Here is an 18,588-nt window from a genome sequence, read left to right on the forward strand (position 1 = left end):
AGACAACGCGCCGGCACGGCTGCCGGCGTTTTTTTGGGTAAGTTATTGACTGATTAGTCCATAAAGGAGCGAATCATGACGGACATTTCCGGCGGCGCACGCAAGGCCGCGATCGTATTCGGCGGGTCGCGCGGAATCGGCGCCGCCATCGCCCGGCGGCTCGCGGCCGACGGCGCGGATGTCGCGTTCACCTACGTCTCGGCGCCCGAGCGCGCGCAGGAAACCGCAGCCGCGATCGAAGCGAGCGGGCGGGTTGCGCTGCCCATCCGGGCCGACAGCGCGAACGTGGACGAGATCCGCCAGGCCGTCGCGCAGGCAGTCGGGCGCTTCGGGCGGCTCGACGTCGTCGTGGTCAATGCGGGCATCCTGAAGCTGGGCGACGTGGCCGAGGTCGGCGTCGACGATCTCGACCGGATGTTGGCGATCAACGTGCGGGGCGTGTTCCTGGCCATCCAGGCCGGCGCCGCGCAGCTGACGCACGGCGGCCGGATCGTCACGATCGGCAGCAATACGGCCGCGCGCAGCGGGCATCCGGGGTCGAGCGTCTATTCGATGACGAAGGCCGCGGTGGCCGTGATGGTCAAGGGTATCGCCGTCGATCTCGCCCCGCGCGGGATCACGATCAACAACGTGCAGCCGGGGCCGGTCGAGACCGACATGACGGCCGATCACCTCGACCAGATTCGCCCGCTGATTCCGCTGCGGCGGGCCGGCAGCCCGGACGAGATTGCCTCGCTGGTGGCGTGGCTCGCGAGCGCCGAATCGGGATACATGACGGGCTCGAGCCTGACGATCGACGGCGGGATGGCGTTGTAGCGTGACGCGCGACGGAGCGCACGGGATCGGGGCAGTGCGACCGCGCTGCACGATGCCCCAGGATCGCGCCGTCACTCCTTCGGCAGTAAATATGCTTGCCGCGCGAACAGCCGCCATCCGTCCGGATGCCGCTTCCACACCTGCAGCACGCCGATATGCGCGGTGCTCGTCTTGCCTTCCGGCAGGTTGTTGACGGAATCGAACGTATGGCGCACCCATGCGCTGTCGCCGTTCACCGTCACGTCTGGCCCGACAGTGCGATCGACTGGAACGCGTGCGTGCCGTCGAGCGTCTTCAGGAATGCGGCGCGGTCCTGCAACTGGCCGGACGAGTGGCCGTAGGTGAGATCGTCCTCGATGAGCGTGCGCAGCGCGGCGCCGTTGCTGTCGAGCATCGCGACGCGCAGGCGCTCGACCGCATGCGCGACGCGCTCGGCATCGGCATCGGCGGCATGAGCGGTGGCGCTTCCGGCAAGCAGCACGGCAACGGCGAGGAAACGGGCGGCGGCGCCGAAGCGCTTGAGCAATGACATGGCGAACGGATTTCCTGTGACGGGAGTAGGGAACGACGTCAAAAGCGCATCACACATGCCCTTCGTGCTCGATCGGGCTTCCATGCGCGGGCCGCGCGGCCATCGACGGCAGCGACGTACCGCTTGCCCTCGCCGCCCGTTTCGCCCACATCGCCGTCAGAATCGGCACGAGAATCGCCGTCACGAGGCAAGCAGTCGCGACGATCGCGGTCGCCGCCGGCACCATCGGTTTGAACTTCGGAATCATCTCGCCGATGATGGCCGGGTTCGCGACCGCGGCGCCGGCCGTCGACGACGCGGCAAGCCCGGCCGTCCCGTTGCCGCCGCCCAGAAACTTGTCGGCCAGAATCAACGGCACGCCGGTCACGACGATCACCGCGAGCCCGAGCGCGATGCCCGGCAGCCCGCTCTTCGCGATCACGTTCAGATCGATGCCGTTACCAAGCGCGAACCCGAAGAACGGAATCAGCGGATGCACGCAGCGCCCGAACAGTTCGCGCAGCTCAACATCGAGGTTGCCGAGCGTGAAGCCGATCAGGAACGGCAGCACCGCGCCGACGAAGAGCCGCGTCTCGAACACCGCGACGCCGGCCGCGCCGAGAATCAGCATGCTGACGAGCGGCCCCGATTCGATCGACATCAGCACGAACGCGCCGGCCTCTTCCTTGCTGCCGTACTGCTGCATCACGGCCGCATACAGGCCGCCGTTGGTCATGTCCATCGACGTCGTGATCGCGAGCAACGACAGGCCCGCGAAGAGGCCCGTGCGGATGCCGTCGTCGGGGATGAACTGCGCGGCGATCACCGTCGCGAGCCACGCGACCACGATCTTCGTCGCGAGCAGCGTGCCCGATTTGCGCAGCACGACGCCCGTCGCGCGCAGGTTGATCGTCGCGCCCATGCAAAAGAACCAGACGGCGAGGATCGGCACCGTGCCGGCGATCAGGCCGTTGGTGAACGAGCCGAAGTACTTGCCGGCGTTCGGTGCGAACGTATGCACGCACGCGCCCAGCAGCATCGGGACCAGCATGAGCCCGCCCGGAATGCGGTCGATGGCCTGTTTCAGCTTCACGTCTCCTCCGTGGACGTCGATGCGTCCCGTTGTCGAATGATGTCTGCCGACTGACTATAGAACATGATTCGGAACGGTGGTCCGTTTTTATGAACTTCGACGGTAGTCGTATACCCGTAATACGCAACTGCATTGATACGAAAGGAATTTATTGATCGACACGCCTGGATCGAAAATACGGATCACCGTTCCGAATTCAAGAAATATGTGCTTCAATCTTCATCAGGGCGATCGGCGGCGACGGTGCCGGCGGCGTGCCCATTCCCGATGGAGAACCGGCATGGAAGTACGGCAGGGCATTCACAGCGAACACGCGAAGGCGCTCGACACGGCCGGCCTGCGTCGGCATTTCCTGGTGGAGAACGTGTTCGCGCCGGACGCGCTGTCGCTCACCTACAGCCATATCGACCGCATCATCGTCGGCGGCGCGTGGCCCGCCACGCGGCCGGTCGAGGTGCCGGCGTCGCTCGGCGCCGCGATGGGCGTGAGCCATCTGCTGGAGCGGCGCGAGCTCGGGGCGATCAACATCGGCGGGCCGGGGTGGGTCGAGGTCGACGGGCAGCGGCATGCGGTGGGCACGGAGGAGGCGATCTACGTCGGACGAGGCGGGCAGGGCGTCGTGTTCGGCAGCGACGATCGCGCACAGCCCGCGAAGTTCTACCTGAACTGCGCGCCCGCGCACGCGGCCTATCCGACCCGCACGATCACGCTCGCGCAGGCAGCGCCCGAAACGCTCGGCGATGCGGCCACGAGCAATCGCCGCACCATCTACAAGTTCATCGTGCCCGACGTATTGCCGACCTGTCAGCTGTCGATGGGGATGACGAAACTCGAGCCCGGCAACCTGTGGAACACGATGCCGTGCCATACGCACGAGCGGCGGATGGAAGTGTATTTCTACTTCAATCTCGCCGCCGACGCGGCCGTGTTCCACATGCTCGGCGAGCCGCGTGAGACGCGTCACATGGTGGTGCACAACGAGCAGGCCGTGATCTCGCCGAGCTGGTCGATTCATTCCGGCGTCGGCACGAAGGCGTATACGTTCATCTGGGGGATGGTCGGCGAGAACCAGGTGTTCAAGGACATGGACCACATCGCCGTCGCCGATCTGCGCTGACATCATGAAACGCGATACGCCTGATCTTCCCGCCGCCGACACGCATGCCGCGCTCGCCGCCCTGTTCGACCTGACCGGCAAGGTCGCGATCGTCACCGGCTGCAACACGGGGCTGGGCGCGGCGATGGCCGTCGCGCTCGCGTCGGCCGGGTGCGACATCGTCGGCGCGAACCGTTCGTCATCCGATGCAACGTCGGCGCGCGTCGCGGCCGCGGGGCGGCGTTTCGTCGAGGTGCGCGCGGATCTGTCGACGCTCGAGCCGGTCGAGCGGATCGTCGGCGGCGCGCTCGACGCGTTCGGCCACGTCGACATCCTCGTCAACAACGCGGGCATGATCCGCCGCTGCGATGCGCTCGAGTTCACCGAAGCCGACTGGGACGCCGTGATCGACGTGAACCTGAAGAGCGTATTTTTCCTGTCGCAGGCGGTCGCGCGGCAGATGGTGCGGCAGGGGCGCGGCGGCAAGATCGTGAACGTCGCGTCGATGCTGTCGTTCCAGGGCGGCATTCGCGTGCCGTCGTACACGGCGTCGAAGAGCGGCGTGCTGGGCCTCACGCGGCTGCTCGCGAACGAATGGGCCGCGCGCGGGATCAACGTGAATGCGATCGCGCCCGGCTACATGGCGACCGACAACACCGCGCAGTTGCGCGAGGACAGCCGGCGCAGCGACGAAATCCTCGCCCGCATCCCGGCCGGCCGCTGGGGCGTGCCGGACGATCTCGCGGGCGCGGCGGTGTTCCTCGCGTCGCGCGCGTCGGACTACGTGCACGGTCACACGCTCGCCGTCGATGGCGGGTGGCTCGCGCGCTGACCGTCTCGCGCGATGAACGCGTTATGCTCTCCCGATTCGCATCTCACGGATTCACGGACATGACAGCAACGCCCAGGCAGCGCAAGCGCGATCAGGCGAACCAGGAAACCGGGGTGGATCTTTCGGCGGCAGGCGCCGTCGAGAAGCCCGATTCGGTTGCCGCCGTCGGCAAGGTCTTCACGATCCTCGCCGCGCTCGGCGAGCGCCGCGAAATCGGCATCAGCGAACTGTCGCACCAGCTCGGCATGTCGAAGACGACGGTGCATCGCTTCCTGCAGACGCTCAAGACGCTCGGCTATGTCGCGCAGGAAGGCGAGACCGATCGCTACCGGCTGACGATCCGGCTGTTCGAACTCGGCAGCAAGGCACTGGAGAGCGTGGATCTCGTGCGCGAGGCCGATCTCGAGATGCGCCGCATCGGGCAACTGACGCGCGAAGCCGTGCATCTCGGCGCGTTCGACGAGGACGCGATCATCTACATCCACAAGATCGACGCCGATTACGGGCTGCGCATGCAGTCGCGGATCGGGCGGCGCAATCCGCTGTACAGCACGGCGATCGGCAAGGTGCTGCTCGCATGGATGTCGCCCGCCGACGCGCGGGCGGTGCTGGCCGGCATCGAGTTCAGGAAGTCGACCGCGAAAACGCTCGCGTCGGCCGACGCGGTGATGAGCATCCTGCCGCACGTGCGGCGGCAGGGCTACGGCGAGGACAACGAGGAGCAGGAAGATGGCCTGCTGTGTCTCGCGGTGCCCGTGTTCGACCGTTTCGATCGCGTGATCGCGGGGCTGTCGCTGTCGTTTCCGACGATGCGGTGCGGCGCGGACACGAAGGCGCATTATGTCGCGTTGCTGAAGGAGGCCGGTCAGGCGATTTCCGTGCGGCTCGGGCATCATCCGGAAACGGCCGGCGTCGAAGCGACGACGCTCGCGCAGGATTGAGAGCGTGGGGCCGCCCGCGAACCGGCAAACCGAAAAAATACGGCGTAAAGAACGGATCATGCAGATGAAAACGACGATGCGCATGGGCATCGCGATGCTGGTGCTCGGCGCGAGCCTGGGCGCGCACGTCGCGCACGCGAAAAGCACGGTGGATTGCAGCCGGCTCGACGCAGCCACGAGCGGCCCGGACGACAACTTCCGGCCGCCGGCGTTCGGCACGGTCATCGGCACGGGGCGCGCGTATTTCTACTCGGCGCCCGACGCGCAGTGCATGACGAAGCGGACCTTCATCGTCCCCGGCGATTCGGTGACGGTCTACAAGTCGCACGGGCGCTGGTACAACGTCATGTACGTGAACGGCAAGACCGGCGACGACTTCGAAGGATGGGTCGAGCAGGGCCGCGTGCACCTGGGCGGTCAATACGGCGCGCAGTAGCCGCCGTCGGCGGCGCCGCTACACCGTCGTCGCCCGTGCGAAATCCAGCTTCAGGTTCTCCGCGCGCAGCGGCCGCTGGTACAGGTAGCCCTGCGCGTACTGGATTCCGACCGCATGCAGCGCGCGATGCTGCGCGTCCGTCTCCACGCCTTCCGCGATGATCTTCAGGCCGTAGTGATGCGCGACGGCCGCGATCCCCTCGATCAGCCTCGCGCTGCCATGATCCAGTTGCGAGACGAACTGTCGATCGATCTTCACGTAGTCGAACGGAAAGCGCGACAGCATGTCGAGATTGCTGTGATGCGTGCCGAAATCGTCGATCGCGAACTTCGCGCCTTTCGACCGCAACGCCTGGAAGATCTCGGTGGTTCGCGCGTTCTTCTCGAGCAGGATGCGCTCGGTGACTTCGAGCACCAGCGTGAAGCCGGGCGGCAGCGCGCGGATCGCCTCCTCGACGACGGTCACGAACCGCCCGCGCTCGAGGTCCTGCGGCGCAACGTTCACGGCGATGCGCAGCGGCGCGGACGGCGTCAGCGCAGTCAGCTCGGACACGGCGGTGCGCAGCACGAATTCGGTGACCTTTGGCAGCACGGTGCTCGATTCCACCTGCGGGATGAACACGGCCGGGCTGATGGCCCCCCACTTCGGATGGTGCCAGCGCAGCAGCGCTTCGACGCCGACCGTCCTGCGCGTCTGCACGTCGACGATCGGCTGGTACACGACATGGAACTCGTTGCGCCTGAGCGCGTGGCGCACGGCCTTCAGCAACAGCCGCCGCGGTGCCATCGCGAGCAGGTAGGCGGCCATCACGAGACTATCGGCCAGCAGCACGATCGTCGCGCAGATCAGCCGGTAGTGGCGCTGGACCTGTGACGCATAGTGCGCGGATGCGATGACCGACACCGTGAACGGCCAGCGCCGCGAAGCAATCGTGCTGCCGCCCGCGGGGGCTGCGTCCGTTTCCGGCGCGAATTTCCCGTGCTGATCGAGACGGCCCGAACCCGCGATCGACAGCATGGCCGTTTCCGCGTCATTGCCGGTGCCGCGGGCGAGCGCGTCGGCCACGTAATCGCCTTCGATCAGGTACAGGACGCCCGCGCCGCGGGCGGTGGCGCGGAACGCGGACAGCACCGGAATGTTGGGCTGGAACGGCGTCTGGCGCAGCAGCGTGACGATCATCGATCCCGGGTCGGGTTCGCGTGCATAGGTGGCGAGCGGCAGGTCGATCGAACCGAGCGCCGACGAGCACGTGACGCGCCCGTCGTTCACCAGCGCGACCGCGCGCAGGTAGCGCAGGCGAGTGCCCACTTCGGCCAGCGTCCGGAACACCGTCGCGCAGGGTCGCCCGACGAGGGCGGTCAGCTCGTCCGCGTGTCGAAGGCGAACGCCGTCCAGGATGCGGTCCACGGATGCCACGATGTCGTTTGCCACGACGCGCTCATGCGCGGTGACGGCCTCGCGCGCGTAGCGGTCGGCCAGCACGATCGCGAAGGCGGGCACGAGCACGCAAATGATCGCGGCGGCGAAAAAGACGACGCGCGGCCACGCACCGCGGCGATTGAAAAGGGGTTTCGAGCCGGGCGCGAGCGCCCGCAGTCCTGCGGTTGCCTTTGGTGTTGTACGCATGGCGTGGCAAGTCGAACCGGTCGATGCGCAAACGGCGCGCACGCCGCATGCCTGATTCGGGCCGTGCGGCTCGCGCGCCGGTTTCGGGACGCCGGTCGATTTGGCCGTCGCGACGGGCATCGGCACGAGCCTGTCGCGATCGGCCATCTATTCCGGCAGCATTTCGCAATAACATGCCCGCATTCGGCATGTATGTCGACGCAGCGTACCGAAAAAAGCCCCGGCCGCACAGTGCGTGCCGCCGGGACGAAAGACACCGTCTCTTGGCACGAGGATGGTGCGCGGCAAGTATAAGATGCGGCGCGGTATTACGAAATATTGTCGTTTAAATATTGATGAGATTTGCTGATTGTGTCTCAAAAAGAAACATTTTCATGCGGCGCCATTGCCGGGAGTGTGCGGCCAAGGCGTCACACCGGAGCGTTGCGATGGAAGAAAATGCATCGACCGAGGTCATCGTGACCGATGGCGCCGCCGCGGCGGACGGCGGTTCGCTGTGGATCCGGATTTCGGTGGACGGAGCGGCCCGCGACTATTCGCTCGATCGCGCGCTCGCGTCGCGCGGTACGCCGCGTTACGACAGCATCCGCGGCGCGCACGGCGTGCTGTCGAACGCAGAACGACGGGAATTGCGGCTGCTGTTGGAGCGCATCGCCGACCCCGCGATGTGGGCCGGCATCGTCGGCACGTTCCTACAGGTGCTGAAGCGCCCCGACGCGTCGTGAATGACGCCGTGCCGGCGGCGAGTCAGAAATCGTTGCGCATCTTGTGGAGCAGGCCGCTGGGCGACTGGTGCGTGTCCACTGCGGTGAGGACATCGGTCAGGAACCACGGCAGATTCAGCTGTGTGTCGGAGTCGCCGACGCAGACGCGGATCGGCGGCGCGCTGGAAGGGGAACGGGCGCCTTGCGAGGCATCTCGCGACGGCACGCAATTCTTTCCGTACATATGAGTCGGAGCCGCCGGGACGGCACCGGAAGGCGCACCGGCGACAGCCGGCACGCTGACGGCAGCAAACAGGGTCAGGACAGCGGCAAGCGCGACGCGTTTCATGAAGGTTCTCCGGCGATGCTCGTTCGACCGGGCGAGCCGCCGCGAGTTCGTCGGCGCGAGATGCCGGCCGCCCGCACCGCTGCCGGCTGCGCCGCCGCGCATCACGTTACTGATATCCGTAACACTGCTTCAGCCCGGCGTAGTCGTAGAAGTGGCTGCCCGGCGCGATCTTCGCGCCGTCGCACGCGGCCTGGAAATCCGTCTCGCGCTCGTTGTACAGCATCTTCACGATGAGCCGCGACCCGTTGCGATAGACGTCCCACTGCATGTTCGCGGCCATCGGCGACACCTGGTCGCCACGCCACGGGTTGTTCGCATACGTGTACGTCTGTGCCTGCGGCGTCGGCACGAACACGTTCTTCAGATTCATGATCGACGCGAACGGAATCACGATCTCCGCATGCGTGAAGCGCAGCTTCGCGGCATGCGTCAGGTCCCCGTGCGCGATCGCGTCGACTTCGCCGAAGAAGTCGTCCTGCAGCACCTTCGCCATCCGGTACGTCACCGGGTTCGCTTCCTGGATGCCGGGCCCCTTCTGGTAGTAGTCCTCGGCATCCTGCAGATACGCGAGATACTGCGCCTGCTCCGCGCCGATGTACTTCTCCATCGTGACGCCGCCGGTTTCCGCGGTCATTGCGGGCGCAACCTGCAGCAGGTTGTACAGCACGTTCACCGCGTCGATGGCGGTTGCGATCTTCGTCTTGCCGTCGCCCTTCAGCGTATTGGTGAACTTGCCGTCCGTCGACGTGAACGCATAGGTACCGGTGTTCGCGAACGTGTAGCCGTCGGTGCCGAGCTTCGCGATGAAGGCCGGCGACACGAGCGCGGACAGCACCGTTTGCGCGACGTCGGCCGCCTGCGGCGCGGCCTTGATCTCCTTCAGCTTCGCGGCCACCGTCGCGTCGTTCGCATAGGTCTGGTACGCCTGACTCGCCTGATAGGTCGCGTAGTACGGATCGCTCGTGTCGGTCACGAGATCGGTGGCCGGCTTCAGCGAGTGGAAATACAGCAGGAAGCGATTGGTGCCGGCCGGCTGCGCGACCGGTGCGCTCGCCGGATAGCCGGCCGGCGCGGCCGGCAGCGTGATGGCCGGTGCCACTGCGGGCTGCGCGGCGACGAGCGCCGCCGAGAAATACGTCGAACTGTCGACCGCGCGATCCTGGCCCGAGTTGACGACGACCACCTGCCGGTTGCCCGCGGCGAACAGCGCGGGCAGCCGCTGCGCGAGACGCGCGGCGAGTTGCTGGTGTTCGCGGATGCCGGTTTGCGTCAGGTTGCCGTACCCGGGTGTCGAGATGCCCTGTACGCCGTAGCCGAGCAGCGCATTGGCCTTCATCATCGCGTACGTGTCGGCCTTGAGCTGCGCGCCTAGCGCGGTCAGCGCGCCGTCGGCCTCGGCCTTGACCAGCATCGCGTAGATCGCGCCGTCGTACTTGAAGCCCGACAGCCCGCGCGAGCCGTGACGTGCGACGAGTTCGGCATAGACCGGCGCGTAGCCGGCCGGCGGCGCTTCGTACGTCGCGGCGTCCTGCTGCGGGCGGTACGGCGTCTTCGTCTGGTAGTAGGTCGCGGGTGCCGGGGGCGGCGCGGGCTGAGGCTGCGGTGTGGGCGCCGTGCCGTTGTTGTCGGCGGACGTGGCGGCCGGCGTCGAGTCGTCCCCGCCGCAAGCGGCGAGCAACAGGCAGGCAATCGTGAGGGCGGCGGCGGTGCGGGTCGGGCGTGTCATCGTGGCGGGCAACGGACGGGCGATGCGCATGCGCGTCGTCCCGTCTCCGGGGAATGGATCGAGCCCCGAAGTGTTGCAAGCGACTTTGACAGCAGAATGTCAGGATGCGGTCGGGCAATCGTCGGATTGCCGCCGGATCGACGACGATGGCCGGCTCAGGCCGGCCCGTGTGCAGGCATTCAGTGCAGCTCGGTCGATGCGATCGAGCGCACCGTATCGGTGATGTTCACACAGCGCGACAGCCCGAAATGCTCGGCTTCGCGGCGTTCCGGTTCGCTGCTCGCGATCCCGACCGCGCGCTCCCGCGGCACGCCGAGCGCCTGCAGCGCGACATCGAACGGATGCTGATTCGATCGGGAGTCCTGTTGATCGGTGTCCGTGACGACGACCGAGAAGCGGTCGAGGTTCGCGCGGCCGAACTGGCCTTCGAACATGTCGTTGAGCCGCGCGGCCGGCAGCGTCGTGACGAGACCGAGTCGATATCCTTCTTCCGATGCCCGGTCCAGCCACTGGATGATCGCGTCGCGCTGATGGCGCGATTCGCGCGAATCCGGCGTTGCTTCGATCTGCGCGAATGCTGCGTCGAGACGGGTGACGATGGCTTCGATGACCACGGTGATTCCTTTTCAGAAACGTGATGATCCGTTCGCCGACGGGAATGCCACACACCTTAGCGTCGATCCGGAAAACGCGAATAATTAATATTTATAGTCGACTCATACGTTAATACTAATGAATTGGCGGCGAGCCAGAGCGGGCGCGGGATGGGTGTCGTACGGCATTTCCCGCATGAATTGATCGTATCGACGGCTTTCTATGCGATGCACCGACGTGGCGCACGTTCCGGATGCATCGCGCATATGCATATAAAGAAACGGCATATCGGGCGAGGCTCGCCCGATATGCCGTGCTGCGATGTTGCGTGCGACCAGGTGCGATCAATGCAGCTTGATCGACGGCTGGTTGCGGCTTTGCAGCCAGTGGCTCAGCGACTGGAACAGCGCGCGCTTCGTGCCGACCACGCTGAACAGGTGCTTGCGATACAGGAACTTGTACAGCCCGATCGCCGCCAGCCCGTCGACGATCAGCGAGCGTGAGCGCACGCCGATATCCGCCTGATACACGGCGCCCGCATGCCCGAGCGACACGACGGTGCCCGCATCGCGGAACGTGAAGCCGGGCACCGACTTGCCGGCGACGCGGCGTGCGAATGCGTCGACCAGATACACGGCCTGCTGGTACGCGACCTGCGCACGCGGCGGCAGGCACCCGCTTGCACCGGTCGACGGGCACGCGGCGCAGTCGCCGAACGCATACACGTGCGGATCGTCGGGCGTCTGCAGCGTGTCGGTCACGATCACCTGGTTCGACCGGTTGAGCGCGATGTCGCCGATGTCCCGCAGCATCGCGGGGGCCGCGACGCCGGCCGCCCAGATCGTGATGTCGCTCGCGAGCCGTTCGCCGGTCGCGGTCGTCACGGCATCCGTGCCGACTTCCGCCACGCGCGTATCGGTCAGCACGTCGACGTTCAGCGCGCGAAGCTGCGCGTGCATCTTGCCGGACAGCCGTTCGTCGAGCGCCGGCAGGATGCGCGGGCCGCCTTCGATCAGCCGGATGTGCACGTCGCGCGCGGACACCAGCGCCTTGAAGCGGTACGTCGTCAGTTGCTGAACCGCATGCCGCAGCGCGGCGGCCAGCTCGACGCCCGTCGCGCCCGCACCGATCACGTTGATGCAGATCGGCGCGCCGGGCCGCGCGGGCTGCTGCTCGGCCAGGTGATTCGCCTTCGTGCAGGCAGCAAGGAACTTGCGGCGGAAATCCTCGGCCTGGTCGAGGTTTTCGAGCGGCAGCGCATGACGCTCGGCGCCCGGCACGTTGAAGAAGTTCGTCACGCTGCCGACCGCCAGCACGAGATCGTCATAGTCGAGCGTGCGCTGCGGCAGGATTTCCGTGCCGTCCGCATCCTGCACGGCCGCGATCGTCGCCGTGCGTGCCGCGCGATCGACCCGCTGCAGCGCGCCCTGCACGAAGCGGAAGCCGTGGCGCTTCGCCTGCGCCGCGTATTCGATCGTGTGGGAAGCCGGATCGCGATGGCCCGATGCGGCTTCGTGCAGCAGCGGCTTCCAGAAGTGCGTCGGATAGCGGTCGACGAGCACGACGTCGGCCTGCCCGCGGCGTCCGACCGTATCGCCGAGACGCGTCGCGAGCTGCAGGCCGCCGGCGCCGCCGCCGACGATCACGATGTGCGGCAGGCGCGGTGCGCGGTCCGTTGCAAGGTAGGGCGTGGTGTTGTCCATGTTGGGCTCCCGCTGAATGACGATTCGGATGACATTGCTCATGAACCGACGATATAGTTTCGAATCCACTCGAACAATTTAATGTTTATAAGCGACTCATATGTATTCACTTATAGGAAAGACCGCGACGTTCCGGCAGTTGAAGGCGCTGGACATGATTGCGCGGCTCGGCAGCGTGTCGCGCGCGGCCGAGGAACTGAACCTGACGCAGCCGGCCGTGTCGCTGCAGGTTCGGTTGCTCGAGGAGGCCGTGGGCGCCGCGTTGTTGCAGCGAGTGGGGCGTGGCGTGCAGCTGACCGCGGCCGGCGAGATCGTGGCGCGCTACGCGCGAGAAATCCTGCATCTGTGGAGCGAGGCCGGCGACGAAGTGGCCGCGCTGACGGGCGATCTCGGCGGCACGCTGCGGATCGGCGCGATCACGACGGCCGAATATTTGATCCCGCCGCTGCTCGTCAAATTCACCGCGACGCGTCCGCACGTGAAGACGTATTTCAAGGTCGGTAATCGCGACGACATCATCCGCATGCTCGCGACCCATGAAATCGATCTCGCGGTGATGGGCAGCGCGCCGAAGGAGCTGCGTACGCACGCGGTCGAGTTCGCGAAGCACCCGATGGTGTTCGTCGCGGCGCCCGGCCATCCGCTGATGCAGCGCAAGCGCGTCGCGCTGAAGGATCTCGAATCCGCGCACCTGCTCGTGCGCGAACGCGGCGCGGGCACGCGCTCGACCGTCGAGAGCCTGTTCAAGAACGCGGGCCATCGCTTTCATGTGGGCTCCGAACTGTCGAGCAACGAGGCGATCAAGCAGATGGCCGAAGCGGGGCTCGGCGTCGCGTTCCTGTCGTTGCACGCGTGTGCGCTCGAACTGCGCACGGGGCTGCTCGGGCAACTACCGTTCCCCGGCAACCCGATCGAGCGCGAATGGTATGTGGTGACGCTCGCCGACCGGCGCATCTCGCAGGTGACGGGGCTGTTTCGCGACTTCCTGATCAAGCAGGGCGCGCCGGTGATCGACGGCGCGACGGTCGCGCCGCACGAGCGGCGGCGCAAGTAGGCGGGGTGTCGACCGGCCGGTCAGCCGAGCCCGAAATCGTCGTTGCTGTCGGGAATCGACGCGAGCAGCCGTTCGAGCCGGTACCAGCCGACGATGCGCAGGCACCACGCAGCGATGGCGGTGCGGCCGCGGCGGCCGTGGGGGCCGGATGAAGGGCGGGCGGCGCAAGGCGAGCGCGCGATGAACGCCGCGCGTTGAGGGCAGTAAGGGGGCATGACGGTTTCCGTAGGTGTCGGACGAGCCGATCGTAAGCGGCGCGGCGCCTGCCGGCGCGCACGCAAGGATCGTCCGGAGCAGAAACGGATGATCTTTTTCTGCTTGATCCGGAGACGGCCGATCGGGGCCGGCACGCCGGCGCGAAACGCGTCACAATGCGCATTCGGCACCTGATCTGGCGGAGACCATCAATGAGCGATCCGATTCTTGCCGCGCCGACGGACAACGGCGTCCCGGTCAGCCTGCGCTCCAGCCGCGGGTTCGGCTGGCACGGCTTCAGCGCGTCGCTGCTGGAGATCCACGCGGGCACGTACCGGATTCCGGCAGCCGAGCATCACCGGATCGGCGTGCATGTCGGCGCGCCGGTGCGGGCGGATTGCGTCTGCGACGGCGAGCGCGTGTCGCGTATCCAGGCGCACGGCGACGTCGACGTGATTCCGGCCGGCCTGCCCGGCCAGTGGACCGACAGCGCCGACTGCCGGATCCTGCACATCGCGCTCAGCGATACCTTCGTGCGGCGCACGGTCGAGCAGCTCGAACTGAAGCCGTCGCACGCGCAGATCCGCCGGCGGCTGCAGGTGCGCGACCCGCGGCTGCAGCACATCGCCTGGGCGATGGCCGCCGAACTCGAAGCGGAAGACGCATCGGATCCGCTCTATGCGGAAAGCCTGTGCACGGCGCTCGTCGCGCGGCTGGTCGACGGCCAGCCGGCGTTTCGCGAACGCCGGCGCACGCTGGCACCGAAGGCGGCGGCGCGCGTGATCGACTATGTCGAAGCGAATCTCGAGCGGCGCATGACACTGGCCGAGCTCGCGGCGCTCGTGTCGATCAGCGTGCCGCATTTCAAGGTACTGTTTCGCGAAACGCTCGGGATGCCCGTGCACCAGTACGTCGTGCGGCGCCGGGTGGAGCGCGCGAAGGCGCTGCTGCTCGAAGGTCGGCTCAGCATCAGCCAGATCGCGCTGGAAGCCGGGTTCGCGCATCAGAGCCACATGGCGAACTGGATGAACCGCGTGCTCGGCGCGACGCCGACGGAGATTGCGCGGTCGGGCGTGCGGGGCGGGTTGCGGCTGGCTTATGACGGTGAGGATGGCGGCAGCGACGCATAACGAAACAGCGGTGCACGGGCGTTGCATTTGATCCGGCGGCAATTGTCCAACAGATTGTTGGACAATTGCCGCGTTCACTTTTCCGGCCCCGACGAGCGCGGTTCGTTTTAGGTGTGTTGTTCCTCGTGATCGGCAGATCGTCCGACCTGACGCGATCGGTGTCGCATCGGACAGCGCGCATGGCTACCGCCATTCATCCCGTCATCCTTTCCTGCTCGATTCATCCCTCCGTGCGCGCCACTTGGCCCGCGCATGCCGACAATCACAGCACTTTCATCCCTCAGGAGCAGATCGTGTTCGTGATCTTCGGAGCATCCGGCAACGTCGGCCTGTCGACCGTGACGGCCTTGCGCAACGCAGGCCATTCCGTGCGCGCGGTATTGCACGACGCACGCCATCGTGAACGATTCGCGCAGCTCGGCTGCGATGTCGCGATCGCGGACCTGACGGACGCGAACGCGATCGCCGCGGCAATCGACGGCGCGCAGGCCGTGCAGATACTATGCCCGGTGCCGACCGCCGACCCCGATCCGGCCGCGACGATGGCACGGACCATCGATGTCGCGACCGCCGCGCTCGCGGCGAATCCGCCGCCCGCGCTGCTGGCTTTGTCGGACTACGGTGCGGAGCTGGAAGGCAATACGGGTATCACGCGTCTGTTCCATGACTTCGAGGAACGACTGAAGACGGTTCCGACGCAGCTGACGCTGCTGCGCTCGGCCGAGCATCTGCAGAACTGGGCGCGCGTGCTGCCGGTCGCGCTGGGCGCCGGCGTGCTGCCGAGCTTCCACCATCCGGTCGGCAAGGTGTTTCCGACGGTCTGGGCGCCCGATGTGGGCGTCGTCGCGGCGCGGCTGCTGCTCGATGCGCCGGAAGGCGGTAGCGGGCCGCGCATCGTCAGCGTCGAAGGGCCGCGGCGGGTGAGCGTGACGGCGATCGCGGAGATGCTGGGCGCGGCGGCGGGTCGTGCGATCGTCGCGCACGAGCTGCCGCGCGACACGTGGAGCGCGACGCTGCTGCGGGCAGGGCTCAGCGAACGCCATGCACAGCTGATCGTCGACCTGTACGACGTGCACAACGCGGGGCGGATCGACGTCGAGGCCGACGTGTCGGAGCGGGCCTACGGTACGACGCCGCCCGAGGAGGCGCTCGCGCAACTGGTGCGCCGGCATGCGCGCTGAGTGAAGGGGCGGTGCGCGGCGCGTATCACGCAGGCCGCCGCACCCTGTTGAGCACCGCATACGACAGCGACCCGATCACGATCCCCCAGAACGCGGACCCGAGCCCGAGCCACGTCATCCCCAACGCGGTCGCGAGGAACGTGATCACCGACGCTTCGCGGTGGTTCTCGTCCTCGAAGATGCCGTGCACGTTCGCGCCGATCGCACCGATCAGCGCGAGCCCCGCGAGGATCGCGACGAATGCCTTCGGCAGCGCGAAGAACAATGTGACGATCGTCCCCGCGAAGAGCCCGCCGATCAGATAGATCGCGCCGTTCGCGAGCCCGGCGACATAGCGCCGGTCCGGATCCTCGTGTGCGTCCTTGCCGGTGCAGAGCGCCGCGGTAATCGCCGCGACGACGATCGTGATCCCGCCGAAGCACGCGACGGCCAGCGACATCACGCTGGTCGCGGTAATGATCGGGCGCGCCGGCGTGGGATAGCCGGACACGCGCAAGATCGTCATCCCCGGCAGGAACTGGCCGGTGAGGCTGACGACGACGAGCGGCAGCGCCAGGCTGAGCGTCGTGCCGAGCGTCCACTCGGGGGCGATGAAGATCGGCCGCGCGAGGCTTGGCGACACGTTGCCGAGATGCGTCATCCCGAGCAGCGTCGCGAGCGCGGCGCCCGTCAGCAGCACGAGCACGATGCTGTAGCGCGGCAGCAGGCGCTTGAAGATCACGTAGGCCGCGATCATCCCGAACGCGAGCGCGGGTTGCTCCGACGCGGCGGAGAACGCATGCATGCCGAACGGCAGCAGGATGCCGGCCATCATTCCGCATGCGATGCCGCGCGGAATGTGGCGCACCAGCCGGTCGAAATAGCCGGTCACGCCGATCGCCAGGATGATCAGCGCGGCCGTGATGTACGCGCCGACGGCCTGATTGAGCGTCAGTTGCGGAAACAGGCCGACGAGCAGCGCGGTGCCGGGCGCCGACCATGCGGTGACGATCGGCACCTTCAGCTTCCAGCTGGCGAACAGGCCCGACACGCCTGCGCCGATCGAGATCGCCCAGACCCACGACGACACCATTTCGTTGGACGCATGCGCGGCCTGCGAAGCCTGGAAGAAGATCGCGAGCGGCCCTGCATAGGAAATCAGCACCGCGAGAAAGCCTGCGGTGATCGCGGAAACGGACCAGTCGTTGCCGATCGTGCGGATCGCGCCGGATGGGGTGTTCGGTTGCATCGTCGTCGGGGAGTGCGGCGCGCGGCCGGGCGGCGGAGCCGGGGCGAATGATGGTTGGAAGCCCGGATGAGCCGCCATTCTGGGCATTGCCGACGCAATTGGCAATTCGCGGGCGGCGATCGGCCGTCGGTATTTTGTAAGGATTTGCGCGGAAGCCCGGAGGATGGGCGGCGCGGGCCGGGCGACGTCAGGTGCTGATCTGCAGCACCTTGTCGACCACCGCCACTTTCACGCCGCTACCCGTCGACAGCGATGCCGTGCCCTCGTCGAACGGATGCACGGGCGGATCGGTCGGCGTCCACGCATGTCGTGCGAGCAACGCGCGATACCCGCCGCGGATCACGAAGCCGCCGCATTTGTGCGCATACGCATCGCGCCGCATCCGGTACGCGCGCGGCAGGTCGTACCACGGCAGCTTCGGCAGGTCGTGATGGACGAGGTGATAGTTGTTGTTCAGGTACAGCAGCCGCATCGCGAAGCCGGCTTCGTTGATCGTGATGCGCGCCTTCGGATGCGGCGCGGCGCGATGCTCGTACAGCGACCGGATCATCGCGAGCGACAGCGCGGGCCATGTGACCGCCAGCAGGTAATACCACCACGGCACGCCGATCGCCCATTGCAGCCACGCGAGCAGCGCCGCCACGCACGCGGCATGCGTCGCCCACATCGGCAGATAACGAAAGTCGCTGCGTCGGAACGCGGCGAACGCAGCGCCGAACGTCGCGGCGATGGCCAGCGGCGGCCCGACGACGATGCGTCCGAGGAACGTCTTGCGCGCGATCGTCAGCACTCGGCGCCAGCGTGGCAGCCGCGCCCAGCGTTCGCGCGTCACGTAGTTCGTTTCGGGATCGATGCCCGGCACGGTCAGGTCTTCGTCGCGGTGATGGTCGAGGTGCGTGTCGCGATACAGCGTATACGGATACCAGACCGTCAGCGGCGGATAGCCGAGCAGCTTGTTCACGAACGCGGAACGCGTCGGATGGCCGTGCAGCAGTTCGTGCTGCAACGACAGGTGCCACGCGCCGAGCAAGATCAGCGGCGGCGTCGCGGCGGCGAGCGACAGGTGCCCGTCGCGCACAAGCAGCAGCACGGCGAGCCAGCCGCCGTAGATGACGACGACCAGCAGCCAGGTCGGCCACTCGGTGCGGGCGGTGAAGCGGGCGTCGAGCGCGGCGATCGCGCGCGCGTGGTCGACGTCGAAGTATTCGGCCATGGCGTTGAGGCGGGATGGATCGAGTAGTGCGGGGAACGAGCGATGGAACCGGTGCGCTCGGCCCGGGGGCGCTGGTGTCTCGCGGATCACGGTCGACCTGCCCGGCATCGCGCGCGGTGGCGATGCGGCGGCAGACATCGCGACGTTACCGGGATCGCGC

Annotated in this window: 20 protein-coding genes; 9 read left to right on the top strand and 11 right to left on the bottom strand. The window is 67.0% G+C overall.

All coding sequences use genetic code 11. The features are described from left to right. The first annotated feature begins 75 nt into the window (after nucleotides 1–75). Nucleotides 76–816, top strand: a complete 741-nt coding sequence (locus CFB46_RS20000; protein ID WP_027781919.1) for an SDR family NAD(P)-dependent oxidoreductase — start codon at nucleotides 76–78, stop codon at nucleotides 814–816. Nucleotides 817–887: 71 nt separating this feature from the next. Here the strand turns inward: CFB46_RS20000 and CFB46_RS36485 are convergent, their stop codons facing one another. Genes CFB46_RS36485 through kdgT form a run of 3 tightly spaced genes read right to left on the bottom strand, consistent with a single transcriptional unit; the run spans nucleotide 888 to nucleotide 2,420 of the window. Then, complete coding sequence (locus CFB46_RS36485) at nucleotides 888–1,058, bottom strand: hypothetical protein (RefSeq protein WP_227789585.1); 171 nt, start codon at nucleotides 1,056–1,058, stop codon at nucleotides 888–890. Continuing rightward, the gene (locus CFB46_RS36490; protein WP_227789584.1) at nucleotides 1,055–1,348 is read right to left on the bottom strand and encodes a nuclear transport factor 2 family protein; all 294 of its coding nucleotides are present in this window, start codon (nucleotides 1,346–1,348) and stop codon (nucleotides 1,055–1,057) included. Before CFB46_RS36490 ends, CFB46_RS36485 begins: the two co-directional genes overlap by 4 nt. A 49-nt stretch (nucleotides 1,349–1,397) precedes the next feature. Then, a complete protein-coding gene (kdgT, locus tag CFB46_RS20010) occupies nucleotides 1,398–2,420 on the bottom strand; it encodes a 2-keto-3-deoxygluconate transporter (protein WP_089500987.1) in 1,023 nt (340 codons plus the stop codon). A 280-nt stretch (nucleotides 2,421–2,700) separates the two neighbouring features. Between kdgT and kduI the strand changes: the two genes are divergently transcribed. From kduI to CFB46_RS20030, 4 genes are all read left to right on the top strand, one after another. Beyond that, nucleotides 2,701–3,537: a 5-dehydro-4-deoxy-D-glucuronate isomerase gene (gene kduI, locus CFB46_RS20015; protein WP_089500988.1), complete on the top strand. Its 837-nt coding sequence runs from the start codon at nucleotides 2,701–2,703 to the stop codon at nucleotides 3,535–3,537. 4 nt (nucleotides 3,538–3,541) lie between these two features. After that, nucleotides 3,542–4,348, top strand: coding sequence for a 2-dehydro-3-deoxy-D-gluconate 5-dehydrogenase KduD (gene kduD / locus CFB46_RS20020; RefSeq protein ID WP_089500989.1), 807 nt, complete (start codon nucleotides 3,542–3,544; stop codon nucleotides 4,346–4,348). Nucleotides 4,349–4,407: 59 nt separating this feature from the next. Continuing rightward, complete coding sequence (gene kdgR / locus CFB46_RS20025) at nucleotides 4,408–5,289, top strand: DNA-binding transcriptional regulator KdgR (RefSeq protein WP_089500990.1); 882 nt, start codon at nucleotides 4,408–4,410, stop codon at nucleotides 5,287–5,289. A gap of 64 nt (nucleotides 5,290–5,353) precedes the next feature. After that, complete coding sequence (locus tag CFB46_RS20030) at nucleotides 5,354–5,725, top strand: SH3 domain-containing protein (protein ID WP_027781925.1); 372 nt, start codon at nucleotides 5,354–5,356, stop codon at nucleotides 5,723–5,725. Between the two features lie 18 nt (nucleotides 5,726–5,743). On the opposite strand, the gene CFB46_RS20035 is transcribed toward CFB46_RS20030, so the two are convergent. Continuing rightward, complete coding sequence (locus CFB46_RS20035) at nucleotides 5,744–7,351, bottom strand: EAL domain-containing protein (protein WP_089502268.1); 1,608 nt, start codon at nucleotides 7,349–7,351, stop codon at nucleotides 5,744–5,746. A 428-nt stretch (nucleotides 7,352–7,779) separates the two neighbouring features. On the opposite strand from CFB46_RS20035, the gene CFB46_RS20040 reads away from it, so the two are divergent. Further along, complete coding sequence (locus CFB46_RS20040) at nucleotides 7,780–8,076, top strand: hypothetical protein (RefSeq protein ID WP_089500991.1); 297 nt, start codon at nucleotides 7,780–7,782, stop codon at nucleotides 8,074–8,076. Nucleotides 8,077–8,098: 22 nt separating this feature from the next. On the opposite strand, the gene CFB46_RS20045 is transcribed toward CFB46_RS20040, so the two are convergent. The 4 genes from CFB46_RS20045 to CFB46_RS20060 all read right to left on the bottom strand — a co-directional run bounded on the left by CFB46_RS20045 (nucleotide 8,099) and on the right by CFB46_RS20060 (nucleotide 12,427). Next, nucleotides 8,099–8,404: a hypothetical protein gene (locus tag CFB46_RS20045; RefSeq protein ID WP_089502269.1), complete on the bottom strand. Its 306-nt coding sequence runs from the start codon at nucleotides 8,402–8,404 to the stop codon at nucleotides 8,099–8,101. A gap of 106 nt (nucleotides 8,405–8,510) precedes the next feature. Beyond that, nucleotides 8,511–10,130: a histidine-type phosphatase gene (locus CFB46_RS20050; protein ID WP_089502270.1), complete on the bottom strand. Its 1,620-nt coding sequence runs from the start codon at nucleotides 10,128–10,130 to the stop codon at nucleotides 8,511–8,513. A 179-nt stretch (nucleotides 10,131–10,309) separates the two neighbouring features. After that, nucleotides 10,310–10,744: a phosphatase gene (locus CFB46_RS20055; protein ID WP_027781930.1), complete on the bottom strand. Its 435-nt coding sequence runs from the start codon at nucleotides 10,742–10,744 to the stop codon at nucleotides 10,310–10,312. 324 nt (nucleotides 10,745–11,068) lie between these two features. Then, nucleotides 11,069–12,427 (bottom strand): NAD(P)/FAD-dependent oxidoreductase, encoded by a 1,359-nt coding sequence (locus CFB46_RS20060; protein ID WP_089500992.1) that lies wholly within the window; start codon nucleotides 12,425–12,427, stop codon nucleotides 11,069–11,071. Between the two features lie 100 nt (nucleotides 12,428–12,527). On the opposite strand from CFB46_RS20060, the gene CFB46_RS20065 reads away from it, so the two are divergent. Continuing rightward, on the top strand, nucleotides 12,528–13,481 hold the full coding sequence (locus CFB46_RS20065) for a LysR family transcriptional regulator (RefSeq protein WP_006480013.1): 954 nt from the start codon (nucleotides 12,528–12,530) through the stop codon (nucleotides 13,479–13,481). 20 nt (nucleotides 13,482–13,501) lie between these two features. Here the strand turns inward: CFB46_RS20065 and CFB46_RS20070 are convergent, their stop codons facing one another. After that, nucleotides 13,502–13,696, bottom strand: coding sequence for a hypothetical protein (locus tag CFB46_RS20070; RefSeq protein ID WP_027781932.1), 195 nt, complete (start codon nucleotides 13,694–13,696; stop codon nucleotides 13,502–13,504). Between the two features lie 192 nt (nucleotides 13,697–13,888). Between CFB46_RS20070 and CFB46_RS20075 the strand changes: the two genes are divergently transcribed. After that, nucleotides 13,889–14,806 carry an AraC family transcriptional regulator gene (locus CFB46_RS20075; RefSeq protein ID WP_089500993.1) on the top strand — a complete coding sequence of 306 codons (918 nt, stop codon included), beginning with the start codon at nucleotides 13,889–13,891 and terminating at the stop codon, nucleotides 14,804–14,806. Nucleotides 14,807–15,099: 293 nt separating this feature from the next. Further along, nucleotides 15,100–15,987 carry an NmrA family NAD(P)-binding protein gene (locus CFB46_RS20080; protein ID WP_089502272.1) on the top strand — a complete coding sequence of 296 codons (888 nt, stop codon included), beginning with the start codon at nucleotides 15,100–15,102 and terminating at the stop codon, nucleotides 15,985–15,987. Nucleotides 15,988–16,012: 25 nt separating this feature from the next. Here CFB46_RS20080 and CFB46_RS20085 read toward each other — a convergent pair whose 3' ends face one another. Further along, nucleotides 16,013–17,215, bottom strand: a complete 1,203-nt coding sequence (locus tag CFB46_RS20085) for a benzoate/H(+) symporter BenE family transporter (protein ID WP_089500994.1) — start codon at nucleotides 17,213–17,215, stop codon at nucleotides 16,013–16,015. 187 nt (nucleotides 17,216–17,402) lie between these two features. Further along, a complete protein-coding gene (locus CFB46_RS20090; RefSeq protein WP_089500995.1) occupies nucleotides 17,403–18,428 on the bottom strand; it encodes a fatty acid desaturase in 1,026 nt (341 codons plus the stop codon). Nucleotides 18,429–18,588 lie beyond the last annotated feature (160 nt).

Origin of the sequence: Burkholderia sp. HI2761, assembly GCF_002223355.1 — a bacterium.
Classification (GTDB): domain Bacteria; phylum Pseudomonadota; class Gammaproteobacteria; order Burkholderiales; family Burkholderiaceae; genus Burkholderia.

Excerpts from the sequence above, each read along its gene's own strand:
- CFB46_RS36490 (WP_227789584.1), bottom strand. The coding sequence starts at position 1,348 with ATGTCATTGCTCAAGCGCTTCGGCGCCGCCGCCCGTTTCCTCGCCGTT.
- CFB46_RS20030 (WP_027781925.1), top strand. The coding sequence starts at position 5,354 with ATGAAAACGACGATGCGCATGGGCATCGCGATGCTGGTGCTCGGCGCG.
- CFB46_RS20075 (WP_089500993.1), top strand. The coding sequence starts at position 13,889 with ATGAGCGATCCGATTCTTGCCGCGCCGACGGACAACGGCGTCCCGGTC.
- kdgR (WP_089500990.1), top strand. The coding sequence starts at position 4,408 with ATGACAGCAACGCCCAGGCAGCGCAAGCGCGATCAGGCGAACCAGGAA.
- CFB46_RS20040 (WP_089500991.1), top strand. The coding sequence starts at position 7,780 with ATGGAAGAAAATGCATCGACCGAGGTCATCGTGACCGATGGCGCCGCC.
- CFB46_RS20085 (WP_089500994.1), bottom strand. The coding sequence starts at position 17,215 with ATGCAACCGAACACCCCATCCGGCGCGATCCGCACGATCGGCAACGAC.
- CFB46_RS20000 (WP_027781919.1), top strand. The coding sequence starts at position 76 with ATGACGGACATTTCCGGCGGCGCACGCAAGGCCGCGATCGTATTCGGC.
- kduD (WP_089500989.1), top strand. The coding sequence starts at position 3,542 with ATGAAACGCGATACGCCTGATCTTCCCGCCGCCGACACGCATGCCGCG.
- kduI (WP_089500988.1), top strand. The coding sequence starts at position 2,701 with ATGGAAGTACGGCAGGGCATTCACAGCGAACACGCGAAGGCGCTCGAC.
- CFB46_RS20090 (WP_089500995.1), bottom strand. The coding sequence starts at position 18,428 with ATGGCCGAATACTTCGACGTCGACCACGCGCGCGCGATCGCCGCGCTC.
- CFB46_RS20045 (WP_089502269.1), bottom strand. The coding sequence starts at position 8,404 with ATGAAACGCGTCGCGCTTGCCGCTGTCCTGACCCTGTTTGCTGCCGTC.
- CFB46_RS20070 (WP_027781932.1), bottom strand. The coding sequence starts at position 13,696 with ATGCCCCCTTACTGCCCTCAACGCGCGGCGTTCATCGCGCGCTCGCCT.
- CFB46_RS20035 (WP_089502268.1), bottom strand. The coding sequence starts at position 7,351 with ATGCGTACAACACCAAAGGCAACCGCAGGACTGCGGGCGCTCGCGCCC.
- CFB46_RS20065 (WP_006480013.1), top strand. The coding sequence starts at position 12,528 with ATGTATTCACTTATAGGAAAGACCGCGACGTTCCGGCAGTTGAAGGCG.
- CFB46_RS20060 (WP_089500992.1), bottom strand. The coding sequence starts at position 12,427 with ATGGACAACACCACGCCCTACCTTGCAACGGACCGCGCACCGCGCCTG.
- CFB46_RS20050 (WP_089502270.1), bottom strand. The coding sequence starts at position 10,130 with ATGACACGCCCGACCCGCACCGCCGCCGCCCTCACGATTGCCTGCCTG.